We start from the raw sequence: 21,836 nt of genomic DNA, 5'->3' as shown, positions 1-21,836 counted from the left end.
TAGAATAAAAATACACAACCATAAAAGTCGAATTTTTAAGGAAGGCAATATTACGTTTATCCCTTTGAATAGCATTGGGGACTGAGAGACCTTTATAAGAGCCAACAGAGTTTCTTATAAGGGTTATTTATTTAGTCTCTAAAGTAGCCTATCTTCTTATCAATAAGTAAGCTTCTATCTAAATATAAATTCCAAAATTCACAAGACGTTTCCGGAATATGTGAACAGTTATAACAAGCTGCACCATTTAAACTATTTATACCTTGTCCTTGTGTTTTTCCGAGCTCTGTACAAACCGGGTCAGAACTGCACCATTCTACGTTATTTTTAGCCTTGTCTAAAACATGGAAGAATTTCTCTTGTAATCCCAATCGTACCAGCCCGCCTAAAGTGCCTTCCGAATCGCCCGCAGAAATATAGATTAAAACACCTGCTTGTCCTTCATCTAAGTAAAGCCTTTCTCTAATTGCTGCGCGATTATAGCCGCAGACATTTGCAAGCTCATCAATTAGAAAATGGGCGAGGGTGTGCAACATAATATTTCTTGGTTTGAGAATTATATCGTCACGATGTTCAACATGCTTTACCCGTTGAAGATAGCATTGGAAATAGTCCTGTACCTCCTTTGAGGACTCCCATTGCTCAATCTTTTCTAGATTTAATTGTAAAAAGATGCCCTCGCCGTACACTTCATTTACAGGCAGCCATTTCTCATGGGCATTATCATAATCTTTATAGAGAGAAGGGTAGTAACTGCTGTAATCAGTAGTGTTTTTGTAATCTTTGCGATCGAAACCATATAAAGCCGTTGTTTCTTTCAGCTTTAATATCCTAGATAAACGTTCTAAATATGGTTTGTAATAATTGTCGTGGATTTTCGTATCATTTTCGTAAATCCATTCAGGTTCGACTCTTAGTTCTTCCGAATTTACTTTGGAGATAAGCTTCTCAAATTCTTTTTGCTTAATTAACCTTCCTGGTTTTTCTAGCTCCTCGTCCGTGTATTCGTATTTTTCTCCAGCTTCTATATACATTAGGGCTTCCTGAATATCCTCATCAGTTACGTCCCCTTTCAATTCAAACCTAAGATTTTTTCTTATAAATTCTATCTTCTTCTGTATATCATCTAAAAGAGCAAGGTTGGTTTGTAGTAAATACTTAGATGGGGATTGAACCTTTGACACAATTCGATCCACATTCTCGCTGTAATCACCTGGTATAGCCAAAGCGCTAATTTTTTTTGCCATGTAGACACCAATAGAATTTCTCAAAATTGCAACGGGGGCTGCAGAGCATTCTTCTTTTTCTTCTCCACACCATGGACGTTCGCCTTCACAAGTATATTTTTGGGACCCTGTTTCGTTCAGATTGTCTCCCAAAAAGCTTGTTTTCTTCTCACCATCACTTGAAGTTGTGATCCCTTGTAAACCACGGCTTTTCTTACACCCTTCACATTCAATTCTCCAAGAGTCAAGTGTTGTACCCCCGCTCATGCGGATTCTTAAATTGCCTTCACAAGTAGTGTTTTCGTTAGCATGAATCCACTTTCGCCAAGGAAAATCAGATAAATGCCCGTGTTCGCAAATCACTACAAAAGGGACTTGTTTGTAATATCTTTTCGTCTGGCATTTTGGGCAATCTAAATATACTGAAGTCTGATCTAGTTCTAGCTCCCTTAATGATTTGCATGAGCTACAATAGTGCCATCTAGGAAAACGCATTAGAGGCATGACAAGTCCGCTGTTTGGAACAACGTCCATGTCATTTGTAGAACTCTTTCTGAATTCAGGCGGCTTGTAGAATTTGTCCACTTTTAAGATTGATTTTAAGCGTGGTTCGTTGACCGCAAATTCTTCAATATTTTTTGCTCTGTTACCTTTAAAATCTTTAAACCAAAGGTCTAAAGCACCTACAACGGCTGTTTCACCTTCAGGGCTAATAACTAGAGAACCAGGTCCTTCTGTTCCAACTAGCTTCGAGCGTCTCATTGGTAGATATCGCATTTAATCATCATCTCCCCAAGTAAATTCAAATTCTTCTTCCTCTTTATCTAGTAAAACAATAGATCCTCTACTTTCAGCATCCACGCTTCTTAAACTATTAATTACAGGAAGGCTGCCAGGATATTTCTCTCCATCATTTGAATTTCCAGCTTGATACATTAAGCCACGTTCTGTATCAGAAACTCGCCAAGTTTCATAACGTCCTTGCAGTACTCCCTTGATGAAGGTTGTAAAGATATCCTTCCATACTCCTAATTGATCTGGATCAATTAGTTCTACTCGCTCTTTAAAGCGATACCGGAAAGAATTAAAACGCTTATCTTTTATAGCGCGCTCTAACTCTTGGCTCGTAGGATATCTTGCTATTTGCATATCTAATCTCTGGCGCAAGAAACCTATTAGTACGGCCGATAACCCCCGTTCCAAAGAAGCTGTAGAGAAAGGTGTTAAGCTTGTGGTTTCTACTTGTGCATAGAGTCTTTGATGGTATTCGTTAAAGTGCTCAAAGTGCGATTTATCGCGGGAATTTTGATTGGAATACACGGTTACAATTAAGCCTGGTCTTTCATTAGGGCGTCTTCCTACTCGCCCGCTTACCTGGATATATTGAGCTGTCATTTTAGGCTGCCCAATGATACCCATTAGCGATAAACGATCAATATCGACGCCTACTTCAATAATGTTGGAAGCTAGACACGCTGTAAGGGATTTAGTTCGCCCCTTGCCATCCTTTGTCTCATAAGAAACATTCAAATCATCTATAGTTTTGGAAATTTCATTACTTTGTTTACGGGATGTTAATTCTAGTGGCGCCCCTAAAAATCTCCTCTTATTGAATCCCTCTCTCTTAATTAATGCATCAATATATGTAGGAATATCACTGTTGAATAAATTCAATCCAGCTCCTAGATCTCTTAAGCTGTTATAGAAAGAAAGCAATGTCCAAAACGGATCCCGTTCTTCCTCAGGAAAGCTCTCGACTTCTTGCAAAATAGATGAATACGTCATTACCTGTGCCATTAGGAGGCGGACTCTTGATGTGAAAACGCCGATATACTTTCGTCCTGGAAGGGGCTTTCCATTTTTATCAACGGCCACTTTAGAGAAGAACGAATCATCAATGTCGATACCTGGGCTTGGGAATAATCTTGCGTTTGTTCTTCCGAATAGGCATCTCGCTTGTTCTTCAAATTCTTTAATCGTTGCTGTTGCCGAAATAATTTTAGGCTTAATTGGTGTTTCCCCACGATCATCAATGCATAATTCTTCAATTAACGCTTCATATAATCCCGCAAGTGTTCCTAATGGTCCTGAGATTAAATGTAGCTCGTCCTGAACAATAATTTGTGGTGGTGACACAACCCGCTCTCCCATTTCATTTAATCCAAAGAGTCTTCTAGCAACAGGCTTCCATGTTAATTGGACAAACTTGTCGATGGTTCCAATTAAGAAGGTTGGTTGTTTCTCATAAATTGTTTCATCTACGAAGTAGACAGGAATTTCATCGTGAAAATCACAATGATTGTCTGGGCACGCCGCTAGTAAGCAGTTATCTTCTTTCTTAAATCCAATTACCTTGTTTTCGTTATGCCGAGCCCCTTTTCCCTTAACATTAACCTTGCCGATTTGGCATCCACACCAAGGGCACCTTGTCACTATTAGGTTTTCAGATCCTCTCGATCTGCTCATTGCATTTACTTGGCTTAACGCTTCTTTATTTGTATTAGGAGAGGTTTTTGATCCTACCCAAATTCCAATCGAGTAAGGAGTGTTGCCAAGATCACTCTCATTTTCACGCCGCACATACTCCATTGCGCAAATTAATCTAGAAGCCCGCTGGAACTGGTCAGCTGTTAGCAACCGCAAAGTATAGCGCATTATAATATCTACACCTGCATCAGACGGATTTAACAAGCGTCTATAAAACATCTGAAATGCTGCCACCCCTAGGTATGCTTCGGTTTTTCCGCCACCTGTAGGGAACCAAATTAAATCAACTATTTCGCGGTCTATAGAATCCTTTTCCACTAAAGATTGAATTGATAGTAAGAAAAACGCGATCTGAAAAGCGCGCCAGCTATTGTCACAAGAACTTAAATTATTCATTTTCTTTATTGATTCAGCAGATTTCTTATCAATGACTAGCTCCAAGCCTGTATCTAGCTTTTCAAAGTGAGCTGTACGTGGTGTTTTACCGTTAATTTGTTGTAACAAGATAGCTTTGTTTGCCATCTTGAATGCTTGCAATACCTTAGGTTTTTTTAATAGTTTTAACCCTTTTTCCATCCTATCTAAGCTATCCCTACACCGTCCCAAATTAGTTTCAGCAGCTTTTCTCAACTCTTTCTCCAAGCTTTTTAATTCTTCCTCGCGCTTATCAATCCAGTCTTTATATCCCATTACTAAAGGTTGTAAGATTTGAACCAGTTCATCATAGTTCTTAACATTCATTAAAGCTTGCATTTCAATTTTTAAACTTACTTCTTTACCATTAACATTGAGAGTAACGTCCGGTGTCATGCTTTCTGTTTCATATCTTGGGATAAATGTAGAACTGATTTCTGATATGTTTTTAGCATGCTGATCCCAGGTGACGGAACAGCCGTGACCGAATGCATAATTGAATTTGTTTCTGAATAGCAATTCGTTATTCCATTCATCCTCAGTTAAATCTAAATTACGTTGGAAAACCTTGGGATAATTTAAAAAGCTACCTGGCTCAGTCGAAATATTTAAGCGGGATTGGAATACTGTAAACTCATTGACATTATGCCTTGCTGGAGGTTCAGTCACATTTAAAACTGTTACTGTCACTAACGTATACTCTTTTTTTGAGCGACATTGAATATGCAATTGCAAGCTGAGTTTATCATTTTTGTTCTTTGAGTTGTCATAAATATGTAAAGGTAATTGCTTTACACTAACGCTTTTTTTAGAATCAAATTCTGATAGCTCAACTTTTTCCTGAGCGAAAATAGAGGTACGCAACCACCAGTATTCATCAAACTTATAATGTTTTTGTTTGCCATTCTCTTCGTCTTCGTGATTAATGTCCGTATATATCTTATGCTTGTCGTATATTCCACCCGAAAAATTAACTGTAAAGGCTCTTGTGCCCTTAGCTAAGCAAAATGTCATCCCCATGCTTGAAGGCATTGCATCTTTTTGTTGAATTTTGGGAATGGTGTCATTTAACCCTGATTCTTCATCTATTTCTTCTGTTTTCAAATCATCGAATTGATCATAAAACTTGTCTTGTTGTTCGTTGTTAACTACCTCTACTATTAGCTCTTCTTCTGCTTCTTCAATTTCAAGTTTCACGGGATACAGCATTCCTGCAGCATACCTGCGCGAAGGAGTGTCTCTTTGGATTACCTCTTCCTTTAGAGTTGCTTTGTTCCAATAATAATTAGTGTTTAAGTCATCGAAACTATTAAATTTTGTATTGCCGATAACATTTAAGGGCTTTTCAGCATTAGTAATATCACTAGGACCTACGATTTCTTGCTCAATGGCATCAATAATAAGCTCTCGGTTATGCAAAGCCTTTTCTAACTTTTTATTCAATACTGGACACCTCACCCTTTAATAATCTTTAATATTTTGTTTTCAGGAATAAAATATATTACATTAGAAATGCTTTTTATTTCTTCAATATTAAAACAAGCTTCTTTGAACTCTTTTGATTCAAACGTATAAAACCCGTTCTCATTGACCACATTTTCCAGGTCCTTATCTAATTCATTCATTAAGGATCGAGAAATGTGATGACCAGCTGAAATATGCGCACTACGTATTTCACTAGCTGCACTTAATATTTCGTTGATCTCTTCCGGATTAAATTTGAAAGCCTGTAACAATTCATCTAAGCACGATGGCCTAATAGAATTGTTACTCATCCAATTTTTAATATTGTTCTCTGTGGCAACTGAAACTTTATAACTTCTTCTTAAAATCTTAGAAACTCTATCGATTCCCTTTCCTTTCACATTATAGCGCAGCCTTCTCTTCCATTTTTCTAAGCTTTCTCGGTATCTTTCGGCATTAACGCCCATAATGTTGTCTGCTTCTTCGCGAATTAAGCTAGACGCATTATGATCTCGAAATATTAATAAATCCCCTGCGGATAAGTCCTTGACCGCTTCTTGAGAGATTTTTAGAGAATCTCGATCGATGACGTTTACCTTTTGCCTAATGGGTAAGAAAATATAATTATCGTTGGAAATAGTCGCTAGCTTCACTTCCACATTTTCTCCTAGGGAAACGTTTGTAATACTCTCAAACTGATTGATTAAAGATTCTTCTGATTTTTTTATTCTTCCTTTCACAAATGTTTCATTGAAATCTAAGCCTGCAAAGCCTTTATCGATGTTAACGTTTTTATATATTGTATTTATTATATGGTTGCTATTAATTAAATCCGAAAAGGATTTCTTTTTTACCAATCGATTTGCGAAACAAGAATACCCCACAAATATAGTTTGTTTTCCGTAAAATACTGTAGAAAATTTGCTGTCAAAATATCCAGGAGTCCCTAGAAATATAACCGCGTCCGCAAAAACTCCTAGGTCTATAAATTCTTTGTCCTCCATCAGTTTATATTTCAGTCCGTTAACTTCAATGAGTTCATCTGAAGGCTTTTTCTTAGTTAAAATATAGGTGTTTTCTGAAGAAAGGTGTTTTTCGGTAAATAGTTTTAATAGGGTTTCAACATAGGCATTATTCTGCTTTTTCCGTAATGTTTTTATTAAATCTATAATAGGCTCTATATTGTTCTTGAACAAGTCAGCATAAATGCGTCTTTTCGTTAAAGTAAAGTACTTCACAAACAGTTCATTATTCTCTCTAAAGTAAGTGCTATATTTGTTTATAGTGCCAACTACGCTTCGGCATGCTTGGATGAATGCCTCGGTCTCTTCTAGTAACAGTTGATCATGCTCATAATAAGTCTTGACTTCATATTTCAGATCTTTTAATGCCTGTATTAATTGTCCTATTTGGTCCTCTTCCACTTGTATAAACTCCACTTTTACTGGCGAGGAATAGAACTTGTTTGCTAAAGCTAAATCAGCTCTTCTGTGACCAAGCAAAAATCTCCACTCCTTTTGGGATTTCGATTTGGTTATTATCCATGTATTTTAAGATATCTTCGTTGAAAGATTGGCACCTGTCTATTAAAAACTCCCGCTCGATTTTCAATTGAAGCTCCTCTACTTTTTCATTTGCCTCATGTTGATCTATAATAAAAATACACTTTTGTTGCTTAAATTGATCCATATTTCTAAGTGCCCTGCTGCTTCCAGCAAATATTATCATTGAGTCATCTGGAAGAATTGATGAATGGTTTTGCTGGATAAATGAAAAGTTCTTAAATGTACCGCCTGTACCATCAAACAATAATTCGTCCAATTGCAAGAACTCTTCATCTATTTCAAGTTGGATAACTGATATACTGTCTTTCCATTCTTTTTGATTAGCGCATAAATAGGTTTTCGGAGTGTTTTGCATCATTAACAAATTGAGATTGTACTCTGAATACAAATTTTTTAATTTGGCATTATCGACTATGTTCTCTACGTTTCTCATTCGTCTGGTGTTTCTAACTCTAGTTACTTCATCTTCATGTATTCTCACATGGTTAAACCATCTTGCTTCCGGTATATATGTAGTAGAATTTGAACGACCTTTCACTACTATGGCTCTTGTCTCTGTATTAGGGACTTTGCTTACTTTTATAACAGAATGAGCTACCCAGTCTTCTCCTGTTTTGTAAATAATCCTTTGACCTTTTTTTAAACTAAGATACTTCCCTAATAGTGTTTCTTTAGATGGATTCCTGAAATCATAATTAATAGCTCCAAGAACAAAAAAATAAGAGAACATTAGATTAGCTGGTACGGATATATATAACTTTATATATTGGTTTGGTTGTTTTACATAATTAGCTAATTCTATACTAAATCTCATCCAGTCCTCTAAGTATACAAAATCATTTTTAAAGTCTCTATATTTCCAATTATTAAAAATCATTAACTATTTCATCTCCATATATAAAATCAATCTTATATCTCCCATTAATTACTTCTCGCAAAAGTTTTAGATAGAGTTTAGGCTGTAAAATAAGTTCAAGAAAAAATGAACTCTTTCTATATATGCTTCTATGTGTTTTTCATCAATATGGATTTTTTCAAAATACAAAAATTTCCCGACCTGAAATAACAAGGATCAGATATTCATCTTCTAAAATTTCCTTATAAGCTTGACTACTAATATAGCTGGTCGTTACAAAGATTCCAACTGGCAGTGGCGAATACGTATATTAATCGATTTGTTTGCTTTACATGACAGCCATTTAAAGGAGAATAGCATATTGCTACCCTCGCGCAATTAATTGTTAAAATGCTGGTTTGCATTCCTATTTTGTATAATCCAATAGCATCTCTCATGGCTAGCACGGGTTAAATTAAACTTTACGAAATTCTTGTCCATTACCCTTAGAATAGATCAGCAAAAAAAAAGTGCAAGCTGAATAGGTTTATTATTTAAATATTTAAAAATATTTTTAAATCCTTATTTCCTTCACTAGTGTTCGGCAATTGCTCTTTTTTAGTTCTAAACTTTGTTATATTGGTTCTGCTATCAAATGAGTTATCCTGATCAATCTACTTAGAAACAAATCCTTTCCATTGTTCAGGCTCTAATTGGGCAGGGACCTCTAAGTCAATTGTTCTCATGATAAGCCCCTTTAATTTCCTGTATCTAGTAAAGTAAAATAGGCTTCGTAATTTTGAAATCAGGAACCCTTGTGTATTCTCCAAATGGCTGCTAAACTCTCATCAATCGAAAATTGTTGTCTTCCCGGCACCGCAAGACCTAAAAATGTTAGCTCCTTGAACTCTTTGATGTTGGGCTCTTTCGAAATAGGAGAGGAGGGACACTTTCATAATTTTGTTCACTTATTGTTATGAAAAGCCTCTTAATAGTTGGTTCCCTTCTTTTCGCTCAATTCTCTACCAGCATCTTTGGTATCCCGATAATAACGTATATGTCCAGTTTCAAAGTTTATCTCATCAGGACATTCCAATTCACTTCCTGATATATAAAACCAAAATGCTACGAGTTTGGTTTTATCCCTCTTTTTAGGCAAAAGCCCCCGCTAAGCCTAGTAGCTTATTCAAAGGATCATCACCAAAATTCCTTCATTCCCTCCTTCATAAATTGCATATATACTGAGGGGAGCATTGACTAAACTTTCAAATAGATAAATTGAATTAAGTGCATTTTTCCCTTCAACTTCCTTCAGTTCGCATTTTCGCATGTTAACATTTACAATTTATATTATAAGCTTTTACCAGAACCACTTGAAAGCTTTAGTTTTTTAGGAAACCATAACTTTTTTAGATTAATTGTGGTACTATTTACTTAGTAATCATTTTCACTTTCTAAAGAAAACAATAGAGAAATAGAAAACAGAGGGTGTATACAATGGGGAAAAATTCAAAGGCTATCGGTGATAATCATGTCAAATCAGTATACCAAGCATTATTGCAATCTTTAAAATCAAAATCCATAAGCAGTTTTTCTAAGATAACAATTGAGACTATATCATTTATTAGAAATTTATATCCAGAAATTGATTCTGTTACTTCAAAGTTCGATAATTTATGTCCTGATAAATCAAAAGATCTTACTTTATATTTGAAAAGTGGCAAAACTATCTCGTTAAATTTATTTCTAATTAAAAAAGGCCGACGCATTCAGCCGAAAAATCCTGGTGCAAAGAGTTTTTTGGAAAAGTATTTTTTATCTACAGGAATGCAAAAGATTTTTAACAAAGAATTTGAAAGGTACTATTTAGACTACTTAAAAGAAGTAGTAGGGCATAAAGAAGGAACACACTACATAACAGATAAAAGAGAGTTAAAAAGGCTTGTGTCAAACCATTTTCCAAAATTCACAGAAGAAATTAATTTATATAGAGACAAGTTTCTTTTCAACTTGCGTGAAACTTGTTTTACGTTGTTGCAGGAATTTTATAATGAGAAGAATATAGGATTTACCCATGCCTTTAATGTCTTTTTCATGGTCAATGATACAAATATCATCACAAGTTACGGCAAAGATGAAAATGATGTCAAGGTTGAAAAGTTTGCACCTGCCCCCCCATCTTTGAGGGATATTGAACTTTACAAAACAGGAAAGAGTACAGTTGGGATTAAATTTGGAGAAGTGGGACTCACCCTAAGATTTAAATTTGAAAGTGCTCCTGGAAAATCGATTAAACTTGCTACAAGTTACCATGAATTTCCTAAAGAACAAGAGAGAGTAAATGTCAACTTAAAAACCATGAGGAAAATGGTAAAACTATTGAATAAACATGAGTACGTTAAAACGTCGAATAACAGTAATGCAATAGGCAAATGCCATGAAGCATGGACATATTATTATTTCTTAAAAGCGTTTCCCGACGTTATACAAGTAGATCCAAAGCAATGTATTGAATTAATTGATACGTACTTTTCTAGCGTAAATCCAATTACACTAAAAAAACTATATAGCTCAACTTCTACAATAGTAGATGCTATAACAAATAAACTTAGACAAAAATATAATGACTATATTATAGAAAGTATCGAATTAATTCCAGATGCATATATTAAAGATAGGCTTGATACAGGGGACCTTCAGTTAGTCTTAAAAGTAAATAACAATATTATTGTTGAGAATATTTCTCTAAAAGCTTTAGCAAAAAGGAATAGCAAAATCACTACAAAAAATCCGGGGATGGGAAGCATTCTTGGACCAACATATTTTAATATGGGAAGCATGGAATCAGTTATTAATGAGGTGAAAACAAAGTTTACCGTAGGGGAATTAAATCATAGAAAAAGTTTAGAAATACTCTCTTATGAGTTAGGAATAAAACTTAACAGTGCAACTCAGGAACAATTAAGAAGAGGAATTCACAATTTATTAGGAAAAGCAATGATAGCTATCACTATTTATGGTGAGGGAATCAGCTTTTGCAAAGAGCCTTTTGAAATTGACGGTGAAGTAAAAGTGCATGTAAATGTGCCTTCTGCTATACAAAATACCTTAACATGGAATAATGAGTTAGAGTCAATTAGTTTACGCGCCAAATTTAGCGGAGGTCAAAAGCGCGGCTGGTCTTCTATTAAATTAACATCAGAATGCCAGTTGGAAAGCAGATAATAAACAATGTCCTATGACCAATAACCACTTTTGTTTTTTCTATCTTTTATGAGGGAATATTATAAATGATTCCAAAAGAAAGGTTGGGGCAAATGGACAAGATGTCAAAAGAGTCTAGAAGCAATGTTATGAAATCCATTAAATCAGTTTCCCAATTAGAAAATCTGGTTGCAAGTGCATTGTGGAATCGGCGCTATCGGTTCCGAAGAAACACCAAAAGCCTTTTTGGGAAACCAGATTTGTCTATAAAAAAGTATAAGGTTGTTATTTTTATCGATTCTTGTTTCTGGCATTTCTGCCCTGTTCACGGCAGGATCCCTAAAAGCAATACAGATTATTGGAATGCTAAATATATAAAAAATAAAACCCGAGATGAAGAAGTCAACACATTTTATAAGGAGAATAATTGGAATATACTTCGTGTATGGGAACATGAATTCAAGGAAGATTTTGATTTTACCATTGACACGATAGCTAATTTTATTGAACAATCTAAGAGAAAATAAAGAGAAAAATTAGATTAAAAGAAATTTCTTGTGAAATGTTTACAACAAATCCATCTTATATTATGACTTCGCTTTCCTCCATTAAATCAATGGCTAGCATGCTTCTAATTTAATTCAATTTCCCAATTAACAGAATAACACAAAATAACCATTAAATAATAATGTAAACATATAAGAAAATCATTATATTAAAGACACTGGCGCTGGCCTTTTGAATTGAAATTTGATAAGATATCATAAGAGGTGCAACAGGAGGTTGTTTAAGATATGACTTTAAAAATAGATATCAAAGGAAGAGGCAAATATAAGCCGGCGTCTGATTATTCTATAGATGATGTAAAGAATGTACTAATGGAGAAGATCTTTGAGGAATCTTCAAGAATTATTAATTCTGATGATGATCTAGAAATCATTGAAAAGGTTGATTTTCGCACTGATAAAATAAATGTGCTTAGCCTGTTTTCGGGTTGCGGCGGTCTCGACCTTGGATTTGAGTTAGCAGGATTGGCAGCAGTAGTCGGTGAAGAAGCAGCTATGGAAGCATTTAAAGATAAAGACAGATTTAATGAACTAAGGAATAAAAGCATCTTTCATACTATTTATACAAATGACTTGTTTAAAGAAGCCAATCAAACATACAAAACAAATTTTCCTGGTCATGTTATCCAGCACGAAAAGGATATAAGACAAGTTAAATATTTCCCAAAATGCAATCTTATCCTTGGAGGATTCCCTTGCCCTGGATTTAGTGAAGCTGGTCCACGTTTGATAGATGACGATCGTAACTTTTTATATTTACATTTTATTAGAAGCCTGATACAGGCACAGCCGGAAATATTTGTAGCAGAGAATGTTAAAGGCATGATGACTCTTGGAAAAGGCGAGGTTTTAAATCAGATTATCGAAGATTTTGCTTCAGCTGGCTATAGGGTTCAGTTTAAGCTATTAAATGCAAGGGACTATGGAGTTCCGCAACTCAGAGAGCGTGTTATAATTGTTGGCGTCAGAAAAGACATTAGCTTCAATTACAAATATCCATCTCCAACCCATGGTGAAGAAATGGGCCTAAAGCCATTCAAAACGCTGAGAGATTCTATAGGAGATTTAGTGACTGATCCAGGACCGTACTATACCGGGTCATATTCTTCTATTTATATGTCTCGTAACAGAAAGAAAAGCTGGGACGAGCAAAGCTTTACCATCCAAGCTTCAGGGAGACAGGCCCCCCTCCATCCAGGCGGCTCACCTATGGAAAAGATAGGGAAAGATAAGTGGGTTTTCCCTGATGGGGAAGAAAACCATAGAAGGTTGTCTGTAAAGGAAATTGCCAGGGTGCAAACTTTCCCAGATTGGTTTCAATTTAGTCAAGGAACAAACAGCCAGACTTCAATTAACAATAGACTAGACAAACAATACAAGCAAATAGGGAATGCTGTGCCAGTTTTGCTGGCTAAGGCAGTTGCTTCTCCTATTGCAAATTGGGCCATAAATTATCTCGAAAGCTCTCCAAATAATAAAATAAAGAACGAGAACGCAAGCTTTCAATTAGGACTTTTTTAAGTATCAAAACAAGTTAAATTGAATTGCTTTCCTTAATTAACTAGCCATCCCTAGCAAAATAAGATGGCTAGTTTTTTGTTGTAAAGCTAGCTTTTGACAAGAAGGAGAACACTACTTAAATATGTTTACAGAATGTATTGCCAAAAAGGGATGGGCTCTTATACTCCTCACTAATACATATGAAATTTTAAAAGAGCCCTTCAGGAATTTGTGAAAGGCTCTTTAACCATTAATTAATATTTACATTTCTCTTCAGCACAGCCACACACTCCACATGATTCGTATGCGGAAACATATCCACAGGCTGCACTTCGCGCGTCGCATACCCGCCATCCTCAAGCACCCGCAGGTCTCTCGCAAGCGTGCCAGGATTACAGGACACGTACACCACCCGCTTCGGTTTCATCTCCACAATCGTCCGCAGGAGGGCTTCGTCGCAGCCTTTTCTTGGCGGGTCGACGACTAGCGTATCTGCTGTGATGCCTTCTTCGTACCACTTCGGAATTACGGTTTCCGCTTCTCCGACCGCGAACTCAGCGTTTGTGATGCCGTTGAGCTCGGCATTTCGTTTGGCGTCTTCAATCGCTTCCGGCACAATCTCTACACCGTACACTTTTTTCGCCTGCTTTGCCAGGAAGAGAGAAATCGTTCCGATGCCGCAGTAGGCATCAATGACGGTTTCTTCGCCTTTCAGCTCCGCATACTCAAGCGCTTTGTCATAGAGCACTTTTGTCTGCTCTGGATTGACCTGGTAGAACGATCTGGCGGAGATGGCGAATTTGACATCTCCGATGAGGTCGTAGATGTATTCTTCGCCCCAGATGACGTTTGTTTCGTTTCCGAAGATGACGTTTGTTTTGTTCGGGTTGATGTTTTGCACGATGGATTTCACGTGCGGGAACGCTTCTGTGATGTCTTCAATGATCTTCGCTTTGTGCGGGAAGTCGTTTGTTCTTGTGATGAAGACGATCATCATTTCGCCCGTAACGACGCCGTATCTGACCATAATGTGGCGGAGCCAGCCTTTATGGCGTTCTTCGTTATAGGCTTTGACACCGTATTTGGCGCAAATGTCTTTGACGGCTTGGACGGCTTCGTCATTTTTGGATTGCTGGATCAGGCAGGCGCTCATATCGATGATGTCATGGCTTCTTTGCTGATAGAATCCGGCGACGAGTCCGCCTTCTCGTTCTCCTACCGGCACCTGTGCTTTGTTTCTGTAGTTCCAAGGGTCTTCCATGCCAAGTGTCGGGTGGACGGTGACGTTGGACAGGTCCAGCTTGCCGATCCGTTCTAATACGTCTTTGACTTGTTTCTGTTTAAACAAGAGCTGGCCTTCGTAGGTCATGTGCTGAAGCTGGCAGCCTCCGCATTGCTTGTAGATCGGGCAAGGAGCAACTGTTCTGTGCGGGCTTTCTTTTTTCATCCCGATCAAGCGGCCGAAAGCGAAGCCTTTTTTGACACGCGTGACTTTGATTTGGGCTTTTTCCTCCGGCAGGGCGTTTGGGACAAAGATTGGGAAACCTTCAACCTTGGCAACACCCGCTCCTTCGTGCGTCAAATCTTCAAATGTCACGTCGTAGTATTCATTTTTTTCTACTGGGGGTTTCATTTTCATCTATAATCACCTCTAGTTTTAAGCGAAAGAAAAACTTGGCCTATTCAAGCCAAGTTTTTAGTCATCCAGCTGTTCCGCTTTCTCCTTCGGCATGACGACGTGAATGTGCCGGTACAGATTCACGAATTCGCCTGGCAGCATGCCGCCATACTCGCCATCCAGGTTCAGCTGCATCTTTTCTGATACATTGACTTTCACGCGGTTCGCTTTTGTATAAATAATGTGCTGGTCGTTGATGTGTTCGCCGCGGAGCGCCATCGTTGCGACCCTGATAAATTCAGCAAGGTTTGCTTTCTTGAGTATCATCAAATCAAACATGCCGTCATTCAGGCTGGAATCCGGCGCGAGCTTTTCGAACCCGCCGACGGAATTTGTCAGCGTGACCAAAAACAGCATGATTTCACCTTGAAACAGCTTGCCGTCATATTCAATCTCGACTTCTGTCGGACGAAGTGAAGGCAGCATTTCCATTCCCTTTAAATAATAAGCAAGCTGGCCGAGCATCGTTTTCAGTTTGCTTGGCACATCGTACGTCAGCTCCGTCAGGCGGCCTCCGCCGGCGATATTGATAAAATATTGCCCGTTCACCTGTCCGATATCAATCGGGCGGGCAACGCCGTTAATCACCGTATCCGCCGCTTTTAAAATATCTTCGCGCGGAATATTGAGCGCTCTGGCGAAGTCGTTCGTTGTGCCGACTGGAATGACACCGAGCGTCGGACGGTTGTCTAAAGGCGCAAGCCCGTTGACGACCTCATTAATCGTTCCGTCTCCGCCTGCTGCAACGATTAAGTCAAACTCACGCAATGCCGCTTCCTTGGCGGCGTGCGTTGCGTCTCCTGCGCATGTTGTAGCATGGGTAGAGGTTTCATATCCGGCTTGTTCAAATTTTTGCAGGACCTGGGCAAGTTGCTTTTTAAAGATCTCCCGTCCTGAAGTCGGATTGTATATTATGCGTGCACGTTTCATTATCTCATCATCCTACTTAAGAGTATCCGATCCATTTTTACACTAACAACCTTTAATTATACTATGAGTTAAAAAAATCGCAACAAAATGTACATAATCTTACAGGTGAAAACGCACAAAAGCCTCAGCAAAGCTGAGGCTCCAGCATGTCGGGCTAACCATCGCATTCGTTGTCAATCCTGAGCGTTGGTGTTCACATTCTCAAAGGAGCGCCGTTGTCATCACATCTTATGAAAGTGTGCTGCTGCTCGGCTTTCCTAGATTTCAAAGGTTTTCAACCATGCTGAAAAAAATCCTAAAACGAAAACCGTTTTAGGATTTTGTCAACATAATATAAAGCCTCAGCAAAGCTGAGGCTTTATCACTTTTACTCTTCTTCCGTTCCCGGTTTTTTCTTGCGGAACTTCGCCAATACTTCGTATACGATTGGCACAATCAAGAGCGTCAGAAGCGTTGAACTGATTAAACCGCCGATAACCGTGACGCCGAGTCCTTTAGAAATGACTTGGCTTCCGCCTTCGAAGCCGAGCGCTAACGGAATCAAGGCGCCGATTGTCGCGATGGCTGTCATCAGGATCGGACGGAGTCGTGTAGAGCCGGCTTCTAGGAGCGCTTCTCTCGTAGACAGTCCTTCCGCTTCCTTATGAATGACGCGGTCAATTAAGACAATCGCATTCGTGACAACGATACCGATCAGCATGAGCATACCAATCATCGCGTTCAGACTGATCGTTTCACCTGATACATAAAGTCCGACCAGGGCGCCGATGACTGTGAACGGCAATGAGAACAGAATCGCAAATGGCGCTAGTGCTCCGCCGAAAGTAATTACGAGCACGAGGTAGACGATTGCGATTGCTGCCAGCATCGCCAAACCTAGCTTCGTGAAGGAGTCAGCGATATCTGCTGATACGCCGCCTGTATCGATCGAAACGTTATCAGGAAGGTCAAGCTTATCAATTTTCTTCTGGACATCAACTGATACAGCTGTGACGTTGTCTGTTGTCACTTCACCTGTGACATCCGCATACACTTTTCCATCACGTTTTGAAACAGTATCAGATGTTGATCCTTCTTTCACTTTTGCGACATCGCCGATTTTGACTTGCTGGCCAGTCGGAGAAGTGATCTTTTTGTTTTCTAAATCTTTCACACTCTTATACTCGTCTTTTTCTGTCTTAATGTTCACATCAAGCTCTTTGCCGTCTTTTTTCACGGTTGTGAGCGGTTCTTGTGATGTTTGTGTCATTAAGGCTTGAGAAATGTGAGACGCGGTTAAACCGAGTTTGCTTAATTTTTCTTGGTCAGCGATAAATGTGTATTCATCATATGTGCTGGAAAGGCCTGTGCTTACATTTTTCAGATCCTTTTCATCTTTCATGATTTTTTCAATATCTTTGACCGTGTCTTTAATGTCGCTTTCTGAATTGCCATACACATAGTATGTTAATTCATTGTTGTTGCCTGAAGAACTGAAGTCCTGTGACTTCCATTCTCCGCGATCTGACTGATCTTTAATTTTCTTCAGCACGTTTTCTTTTTCTTTATCAAAATCAGGCGTGTCGCTTTCATATTTGATATAGAATAACGCACCGTTTGAATCTCCCCCGGCAAGCGGGCTGCCAGAGCCTAATGAATACTGAACCGTATCGACATGCTTGCGGTCAAGCAGAATTTTTTCCGCTCTTTCAGCTTCAGCTTTGGCTTCTTTTTTCGTTTCACCCGGTTCAGGGCTGTATGTGAGCTGCATTGTTTTTTCTTCTTCGGACGGCAGGTAGCTGGCACCGATTAACGGTACAAGGAACAAGCTTCCAAGCAGCATCAAAACGGCGATGATAGACGTGATCCACTTGTGGCTCAGCGCCCAGTTCAGAACTTTTTTATAGAAGCCTGCCAGTCTGCTAGGTTTATGTTCTTTCGCTTTGATCGGTGCGCCCATTAAGGATTTTTTGAACAGGCTGTGCGCGAGCATTGGCACAAGCGTGATTGAAATCAATAGGGATGCGGCAAGCGCAAATACGATCGTTAAGGCAAACGGAATAAACAATTCACCGATTTGTCCGCCTACAAGTGCAAGCGGCAGAAATACCGCGATTGTCACAATCGTCGATGACATGATCGGTTTAAACATTTCCTTCGTCGCTTCACGAACCAAGGCTTTTCCGCGGAGCGGCTCATCTTTGAGTCTCATGCGGCGGTAAATATTCTCAATAACAACAATGGAATCATCGACCACACGTCCGATGGCCACGGTCATCGCACCGAGCGTCATGATATTCAGTGTGATATCAAGCTGGTTCAGTACAAGAAGCGCGATCAGCAATGATAACGGAATAGAAATAATCGAAATTAATGTTGATTTGATATCTCTTAAGAATAAGAGAATAATCACAATCGCGAAAATCGCACCGAAAATGGCTTTGCTTAACATGGTTTCAACTGACTGTGTGATTGGCTCGGCCATGTCAAGTGTTGCGCTGTAGTCGAAGCCTTTATGGTCTTCTTTGAACTGCTTGAGCTCATCTTTGACATTGTCAGCAACCTCTACTGTATTCGCATCGTTGGCTTTGACGACATTGATGCCGATGCTGTCTTTGCCATTTGTGCGTGAAACAGATTCAGCTTTTTTCACATCTTTTATTGTGGCAATATCAGAAAGCTTGACCGTCGGCACGTCTAAGCTTGCGCTTTGCTGCGCCTGGGCTGCCGCTTGTGCGCTCTGCGCCGCTGCTTGAGATGCTGCTCCGCCTGCACTTGAAGCAGATGCCATCGGAATTCTCATATTCTTCAAATCTTTAATGGTTTCAATATCGCCGCTGACGACGACAGACTTTTCTTCATTTCCGAATGTGTACAATCCAAGCGGAGTAGTCACATCTGAACCTTGAATCACTTGCTTGACTGTATCTTCATCAAGTCCGTATTCTTTCAGTTTGTCTTCTTTAAAAGAGAATTCAACCTCTTCAACCTGCTGGCCTGATACTTGGACGGAAGCAACGCCTTCTATCCCTTCAAGCTTCGTAACGAGGCTATCCTCCACTTTTTTCGTCAGCTCTTGCAGATTATCTTTGTCACTGGACACGCTGAGCGTCAGAATCGGGAAGGAGTTCAAGCTGTAGCGTGAAATTTCCGAATCTTTCGCGTCATCAGGCAGGCTGACGTTTTCTAATGCCTCAGCCGCTTCTGTTTTGGCTTTGTCCATATCTTTCTCATAGTCATATTCAATCATGACCGACGATGCATTTTCATAGGAGGTCGAAGTCACAACACTGACCCCGTCCAAATTCTGCACCGCTTGTTCAACCGGTTTGGTCACCTCATCAGCCACTTGGCTTGGCGTCGCGCCCGGATATGTAGTGCTGATCGTCAAGTAAGGCATGTTGACATCAGGAATGGATTCTTGCTTCATATTCATACCCGCATACAATCCGGCTGCCGTTACAATAATCGTCATCAGCCATACGGCGAATTTGTTTTTCAGAACGAAATTAATAACGTGATTCATCATATCCTCCATTACATTTTTTATTGACTGACTGGTCATTCTATATAATACTAAACGTTATATTGCAACAACGTCAACTCATATACCAGAAAATTTTACTAAATTTTTCAAGGATTAAGGGGAAGCACGTCATGAATGAAAAAAAAGAGAAAATCATAAAAACCAGCATTCATTTGTTTGCGAAAAAAGGATTCGCCTCTACGACGATCCAGGAAATCGCCAGTGAATGCGGCATCTCTAAAGGCGCTTTTTATTTGCACTTCAAATCAAAAGAAGCGCTGCTGTTATCCGCCTGTGAATATTATATCGGCATGTCTATGAAAAAAATGAAAAAGATAGAAGAGGATCTCGCCGAAAAACCGCCTAAGGAAGTGCTGAAAAAGCAAATTGGCGCCCAATTTGAAGATTTCCGCGATCATAAGGATTTTATCGTTCTTTTGCTTACTGAAAATATCATTCCGGAGAACCAAGAAATCAAGCAGTACTTTTACAAAGTAACCGCGGAGACGGATAAACTGTACCGGAGCGCCTTGCTGGCATCCTATGGCAAAGAGATCGAGCGGTACGTCGCGGACCTCTCCATCATGGCAAGAGGCATTGTGCATTCCTATATGAATGTCATGGTCTTTAACGGAGAGCTAAGCATCGATGCGGAAGAAATCTCAGCCTTTTTGATCGAAAGACTAGATGACCTTGTACAAGGACTCATCCATTCAACCCTCAATCCGATTGTGCCAAAAGACATTTTCAGATTGATGCCGGCCGGCAAAGAACAGCTGCTTGAGGACATTCGGAAAGTGAAAGAAAACAGCACACTGCCCGAGGATATCGCCGTGTCGCTTGATGTCATCGCGGAAGAATTGTCTCAGGATAAACCGCGCAAGCCGATTATGAAAGGCATGCTGTCCAATTTGACCGGGACCAATGACAAAGAAGTTGAAGAGCTTCGGGCTCTGATCTCTGTCTTCATCTCGATTTGAACATAAAAAAGCAGCCCCCTCTCTAAAGAGGCGGGCTGCTTTTTAATTAGCGTTTTTTAATTTCTTCAAGCAGGATTTTGTTAACCATCGGCGGGTTGGCTTGTCCTTTGGACGCTTTCATAATCTGTCCGACAAGGAAGCCAATCGCACGGTCTTTCCCGTTTTTAAAGTCGTCGATTGATTGAGGATTGCTGTCAAGCGCCTCTGTGACAAGCTTCAGAAGCACGCCTTCGTCAGAAATCTGAACGAGGCCTTTCTCTTTGACAATCTTCTCAGCGTCGCCGCCTTTTTCAATCAATTCTTTAAACACTTTCTTCGCGATCTTAGAAGAAATGGTTCCTTTTTCAATCAATTTGATCATGCCGGCAAGGCCTTCAGGTGTCAGCGCCACGTCAGCAAGCTCTTTTTGCTCAGCGTTCAGATAAGCTGATACTTCACCCATCAGCCAGTTAGACGCTTGTTTGGCTTCAGCGCCTTTTTGAACGGTTTCTTCAAAGAAATCAGCCATTTCTTTCGTCAGCGTCAGAACCATCGCGTCATACGCAGGCAAACCAAGCTCATCGATGTAACGCTTGCGGCGCTCATCCGGAAGTTCAGGAATGCTTGCTTTCACGCGTTCCTTCCATTCGTCATCAATGTAGAGCTCGACAAGGTCTGGCTCCGGGAAGTAACGGTAATCGTCCGATCCCTCTTTGACACGCATGAGAATGGTTTTCTTCGTTGCTTCGTCGTAACGGCGTGTTTCCTGCTGAATGACGCCGCCCGAGAGAAGAACCTGCTCTTGTCGTTTTTCTTCATGCTCAAGGCCTTTTTGAACAAACGCAAAGGAGTTCAAGTTTTTCAATTCTGTTTTTGTGCCGAATTCCTCTCGGCCGATCGGACGAAGAGAGATATTGGCGTCACAGCGAAGCGAACCTTCTTCCATTTTACAGTCAGAAACACCTGTGTATTGGATGATGGACTTCAGCTTTTCAAGATACGCGTACGCTTCTTCCGGCGTGCGGATATCCGGCTCTGATACGATCTCAACTAGCGGCGTTCCCTGGCGGTTGTAGTCAACGAGAGAATAGCCGTCGCCTGTATGTGTGAGTTTCCCCGCATCTTCTTCAAGGTGAAGGCGAGTGATGCCGATGCGTTTTGTTTTTCCGCCGACTTCAATTTCGATCCAGCCGTTTTCGCCGATTGGCTTATCAAATTGAGAAATCTGATACGCTTTCGGGTTGTCCGGATAGAAATAGTTTTTGCGGTCAAACTTCGTATCCGTTGCGACTTCACAATTGAGAGCCATGGCGGCTTTCATTGCGAATTCAACGGCTTCTTTGTTCAGAACAGGCAGGACGCCCGGGTATCCGAGGTCAATGACGCTAGTCTGCGTGTTCGCCTCCGCGCCGAATGGCGTTGGAGAGCTTGAGAAAATTTTTGATTTTGTTTTTAACTCAACATGGACTTCAAGTCCGATTACCGTTTCAAAGTTCAATTCTT

The 21,836-nt window shown here is 39.7% G+C and carries 11 protein-coding genes and 1 pseudogene; 4 read left to right on the top strand and 8 right to left on the bottom strand.

Features of this window, described 5'->3' with window-relative positions:
• Positions 1–131: 131 nt before the first annotated feature.
• Genes drmB through SC79_RS17225 form a run of 4 tightly spaced genes read right to left on the bottom strand, consistent with a single transcriptional unit; the run spans position 132 to position 8,033 of the window.
• A complete protein-coding gene (drmB, locus tag SC79_RS17240) occupies positions 132–2,003 on the bottom strand; it encodes a DUF1998 domain-containing protein (protein ID WP_039076116.1) in 1,872 nt (623 codons plus the stop codon).
• Positions 2,004–5,570, bottom strand: coding sequence for a helicase-related protein (locus SC79_RS17235; RefSeq protein WP_039076115.1), 3,567 nt, complete (start codon positions 5,568–5,570; stop codon positions 2,004–2,006).
• Between the two features lie 11 nt (positions 5,571–5,581).
• Positions 5,582–7,093, bottom strand: a complete 1,512-nt coding sequence (locus tag SC79_RS17230; RefSeq protein ID WP_039076114.1) for a DISARM anti-phage system protein DrmE domain-containing protein — start codon at positions 7,091–7,093, stop codon at positions 5,582–5,584.
• The gene (locus tag SC79_RS17225) at positions 7,071–8,033 is read right to left on the bottom strand and encodes a hypothetical protein (protein WP_039076113.1); all 963 of its coding nucleotides are present in this window, start codon (positions 8,031–8,033) and stop codon (positions 7,071–7,073) included. Before SC79_RS17225 ends, SC79_RS17230 begins: the two co-directional genes overlap by 23 nt.
• A 1,455-nt stretch (positions 8,034–9,488) precedes the next feature.
• On the opposite strand from SC79_RS17225, the gene SC79_RS17220 reads away from it, so the two are divergent.
• From SC79_RS17220 to SC79_RS17210, 3 genes are all read left to right on the top strand, one after another.
• The gene (locus SC79_RS17220; RefSeq protein ID WP_039076112.1) at positions 9,489–11,216 is read left to right on the top strand and encodes a hypothetical protein; all 1,728 of its coding nucleotides are present in this window, start codon (positions 9,489–9,491) and stop codon (positions 11,214–11,216) included.
• 65 nt (positions 11,217–11,281) lie between these two features.
• Positions 11,282–11,722 carry a very short patch repair endonuclease gene (locus SC79_RS17215; RefSeq protein WP_231559208.1) on the top strand — a complete coding sequence of 147 codons (441 nt, stop codon included), beginning with the start codon at positions 11,282–11,284 and terminating at the stop codon, positions 11,720–11,722.
• A 267-nt stretch (positions 11,723–11,989) separates the two neighbouring features.
• Positions 11,990–13,282, top strand: coding sequence for a DNA cytosine methyltransferase (locus tag SC79_RS17210; protein WP_039076111.1), 1,293 nt, complete (start codon positions 11,990–11,992; stop codon positions 13,280–13,282).
• A gap of 229 nt (positions 13,283–13,511) precedes the next feature.
• Here the strand turns inward: SC79_RS17210 and rlmD are convergent, their stop codons facing one another.
• The 3 genes from rlmD to srfP form a co-directional block, all read right to left on the bottom strand.
• A complete protein-coding gene (gene rlmD, locus SC79_RS17205; RefSeq protein WP_039076110.1) occupies positions 13,512–14,900 on the bottom strand; it encodes a 23S rRNA (uracil(1939)-C(5))-methyltransferase RlmD in 1,389 nt (462 codons plus the stop codon).
• Positions 14,901–14,957: 57 nt separating this feature from the next.
• Entirely contained in the window at positions 14,958–15,869 is a 912-nt protein-coding gene (locus SC79_RS17200; protein WP_039076109.1) for a diacylglycerol kinase, read from the bottom strand.
• Between the two features lie 367 nt (positions 15,870–16,236).
• A complete protein-coding gene (srfP, locus tag SC79_RS17195) occupies positions 16,237–19,374 on the bottom strand; it encodes a surfactin resistance protein SrfP (protein WP_039076108.1) in 3,138 nt (1,045 codons plus the stop codon).
• Between the two features lie 131 nt (positions 19,375–19,505).
• Between srfP and SC79_RS17190 the strand changes: the two are divergent.
• A pseudogene (locus SC79_RS17190) lies at positions 19,506–20,400 on the top strand (TetR/AcrR family transcriptional regulator).
• On the opposite strand, the gene gatB reads toward SC79_RS17190, so the two are convergent.
• Complete coding sequence (gatB, locus tag SC79_RS17185) at positions 20,401–21,831, bottom strand: Asp-tRNA(Asn)/Glu-tRNA(Gln) amidotransferase subunit GatB (protein WP_039076106.1); 1,431 nt, start codon at positions 21,829–21,831, stop codon at positions 20,401–20,403. It lies immediately after the preceding pseudogene.
• Positions 21,832–21,836 lie beyond the last annotated feature (5 nt).

The organism is Bacillus sp. MSP13 (genome assembly GCF_000815295.1).
In the GTDB taxonomy this organism is placed as follows: domain Bacteria; phylum Bacillota; class Bacilli; order Bacillales; family Bacillaceae; genus Bacillus; species Bacillus vallismortis.
The sequence above is the reverse complement of the archived record's forward strand: the minus strand, read 5'-3'. Positions and strand labels throughout refer to the sequence as shown.

Bases quoted from the DNA above. Each gene is read 5' to 3' on its own strand.
- drmB (WP_039076116.1), bottom strand. From the start codon at position 2,003: ATGCGATATCTACCAATGAGACGCTCGAAGCTAGTTGGAACAGAAGGA.
- SC79_RS17225 (WP_039076113.1), bottom strand. From the start codon at position 8,033: ATGATTTTTAATAATTGGAAATATAGAGACTTTAAAAATGATTTTGTA.
- SC79_RS17220 (WP_039076112.1), top strand. From the start codon at position 9,489: ATGGGGAAAAATTCAAAGGCTATCGGTGATAATCATGTCAAATCAGTA.
- SC79_RS17215 (WP_231559208.1), top strand. From the start codon at position 11,282: ATGATTCCAAAAGAAAGGTTGGGGCAAATGGACAAGATGTCAAAAGAG.
- SC79_RS17210 (WP_039076111.1), top strand. From the start codon at position 11,990: ATGACTTTAAAAATAGATATCAAAGGAAGAGGCAAATATAAGCCGGCG.
- rlmD (WP_039076110.1), bottom strand. From the start codon at position 14,900: ATGAAAATGAAACCCCCAGTAGAAAAAAATGAATACTACGACGTGACA.
- SC79_RS17200 (WP_039076109.1), bottom strand. From the start codon at position 15,869: ATGAAACGTGCACGCATAATATACAATCCGACTTCAGGACGGGAGATC.
- srfP (WP_039076108.1), bottom strand. From the start codon at position 19,374: ATGAATCACGTTATTAATTTCGTTCTGAAAAACAAATTCGCCGTATGG.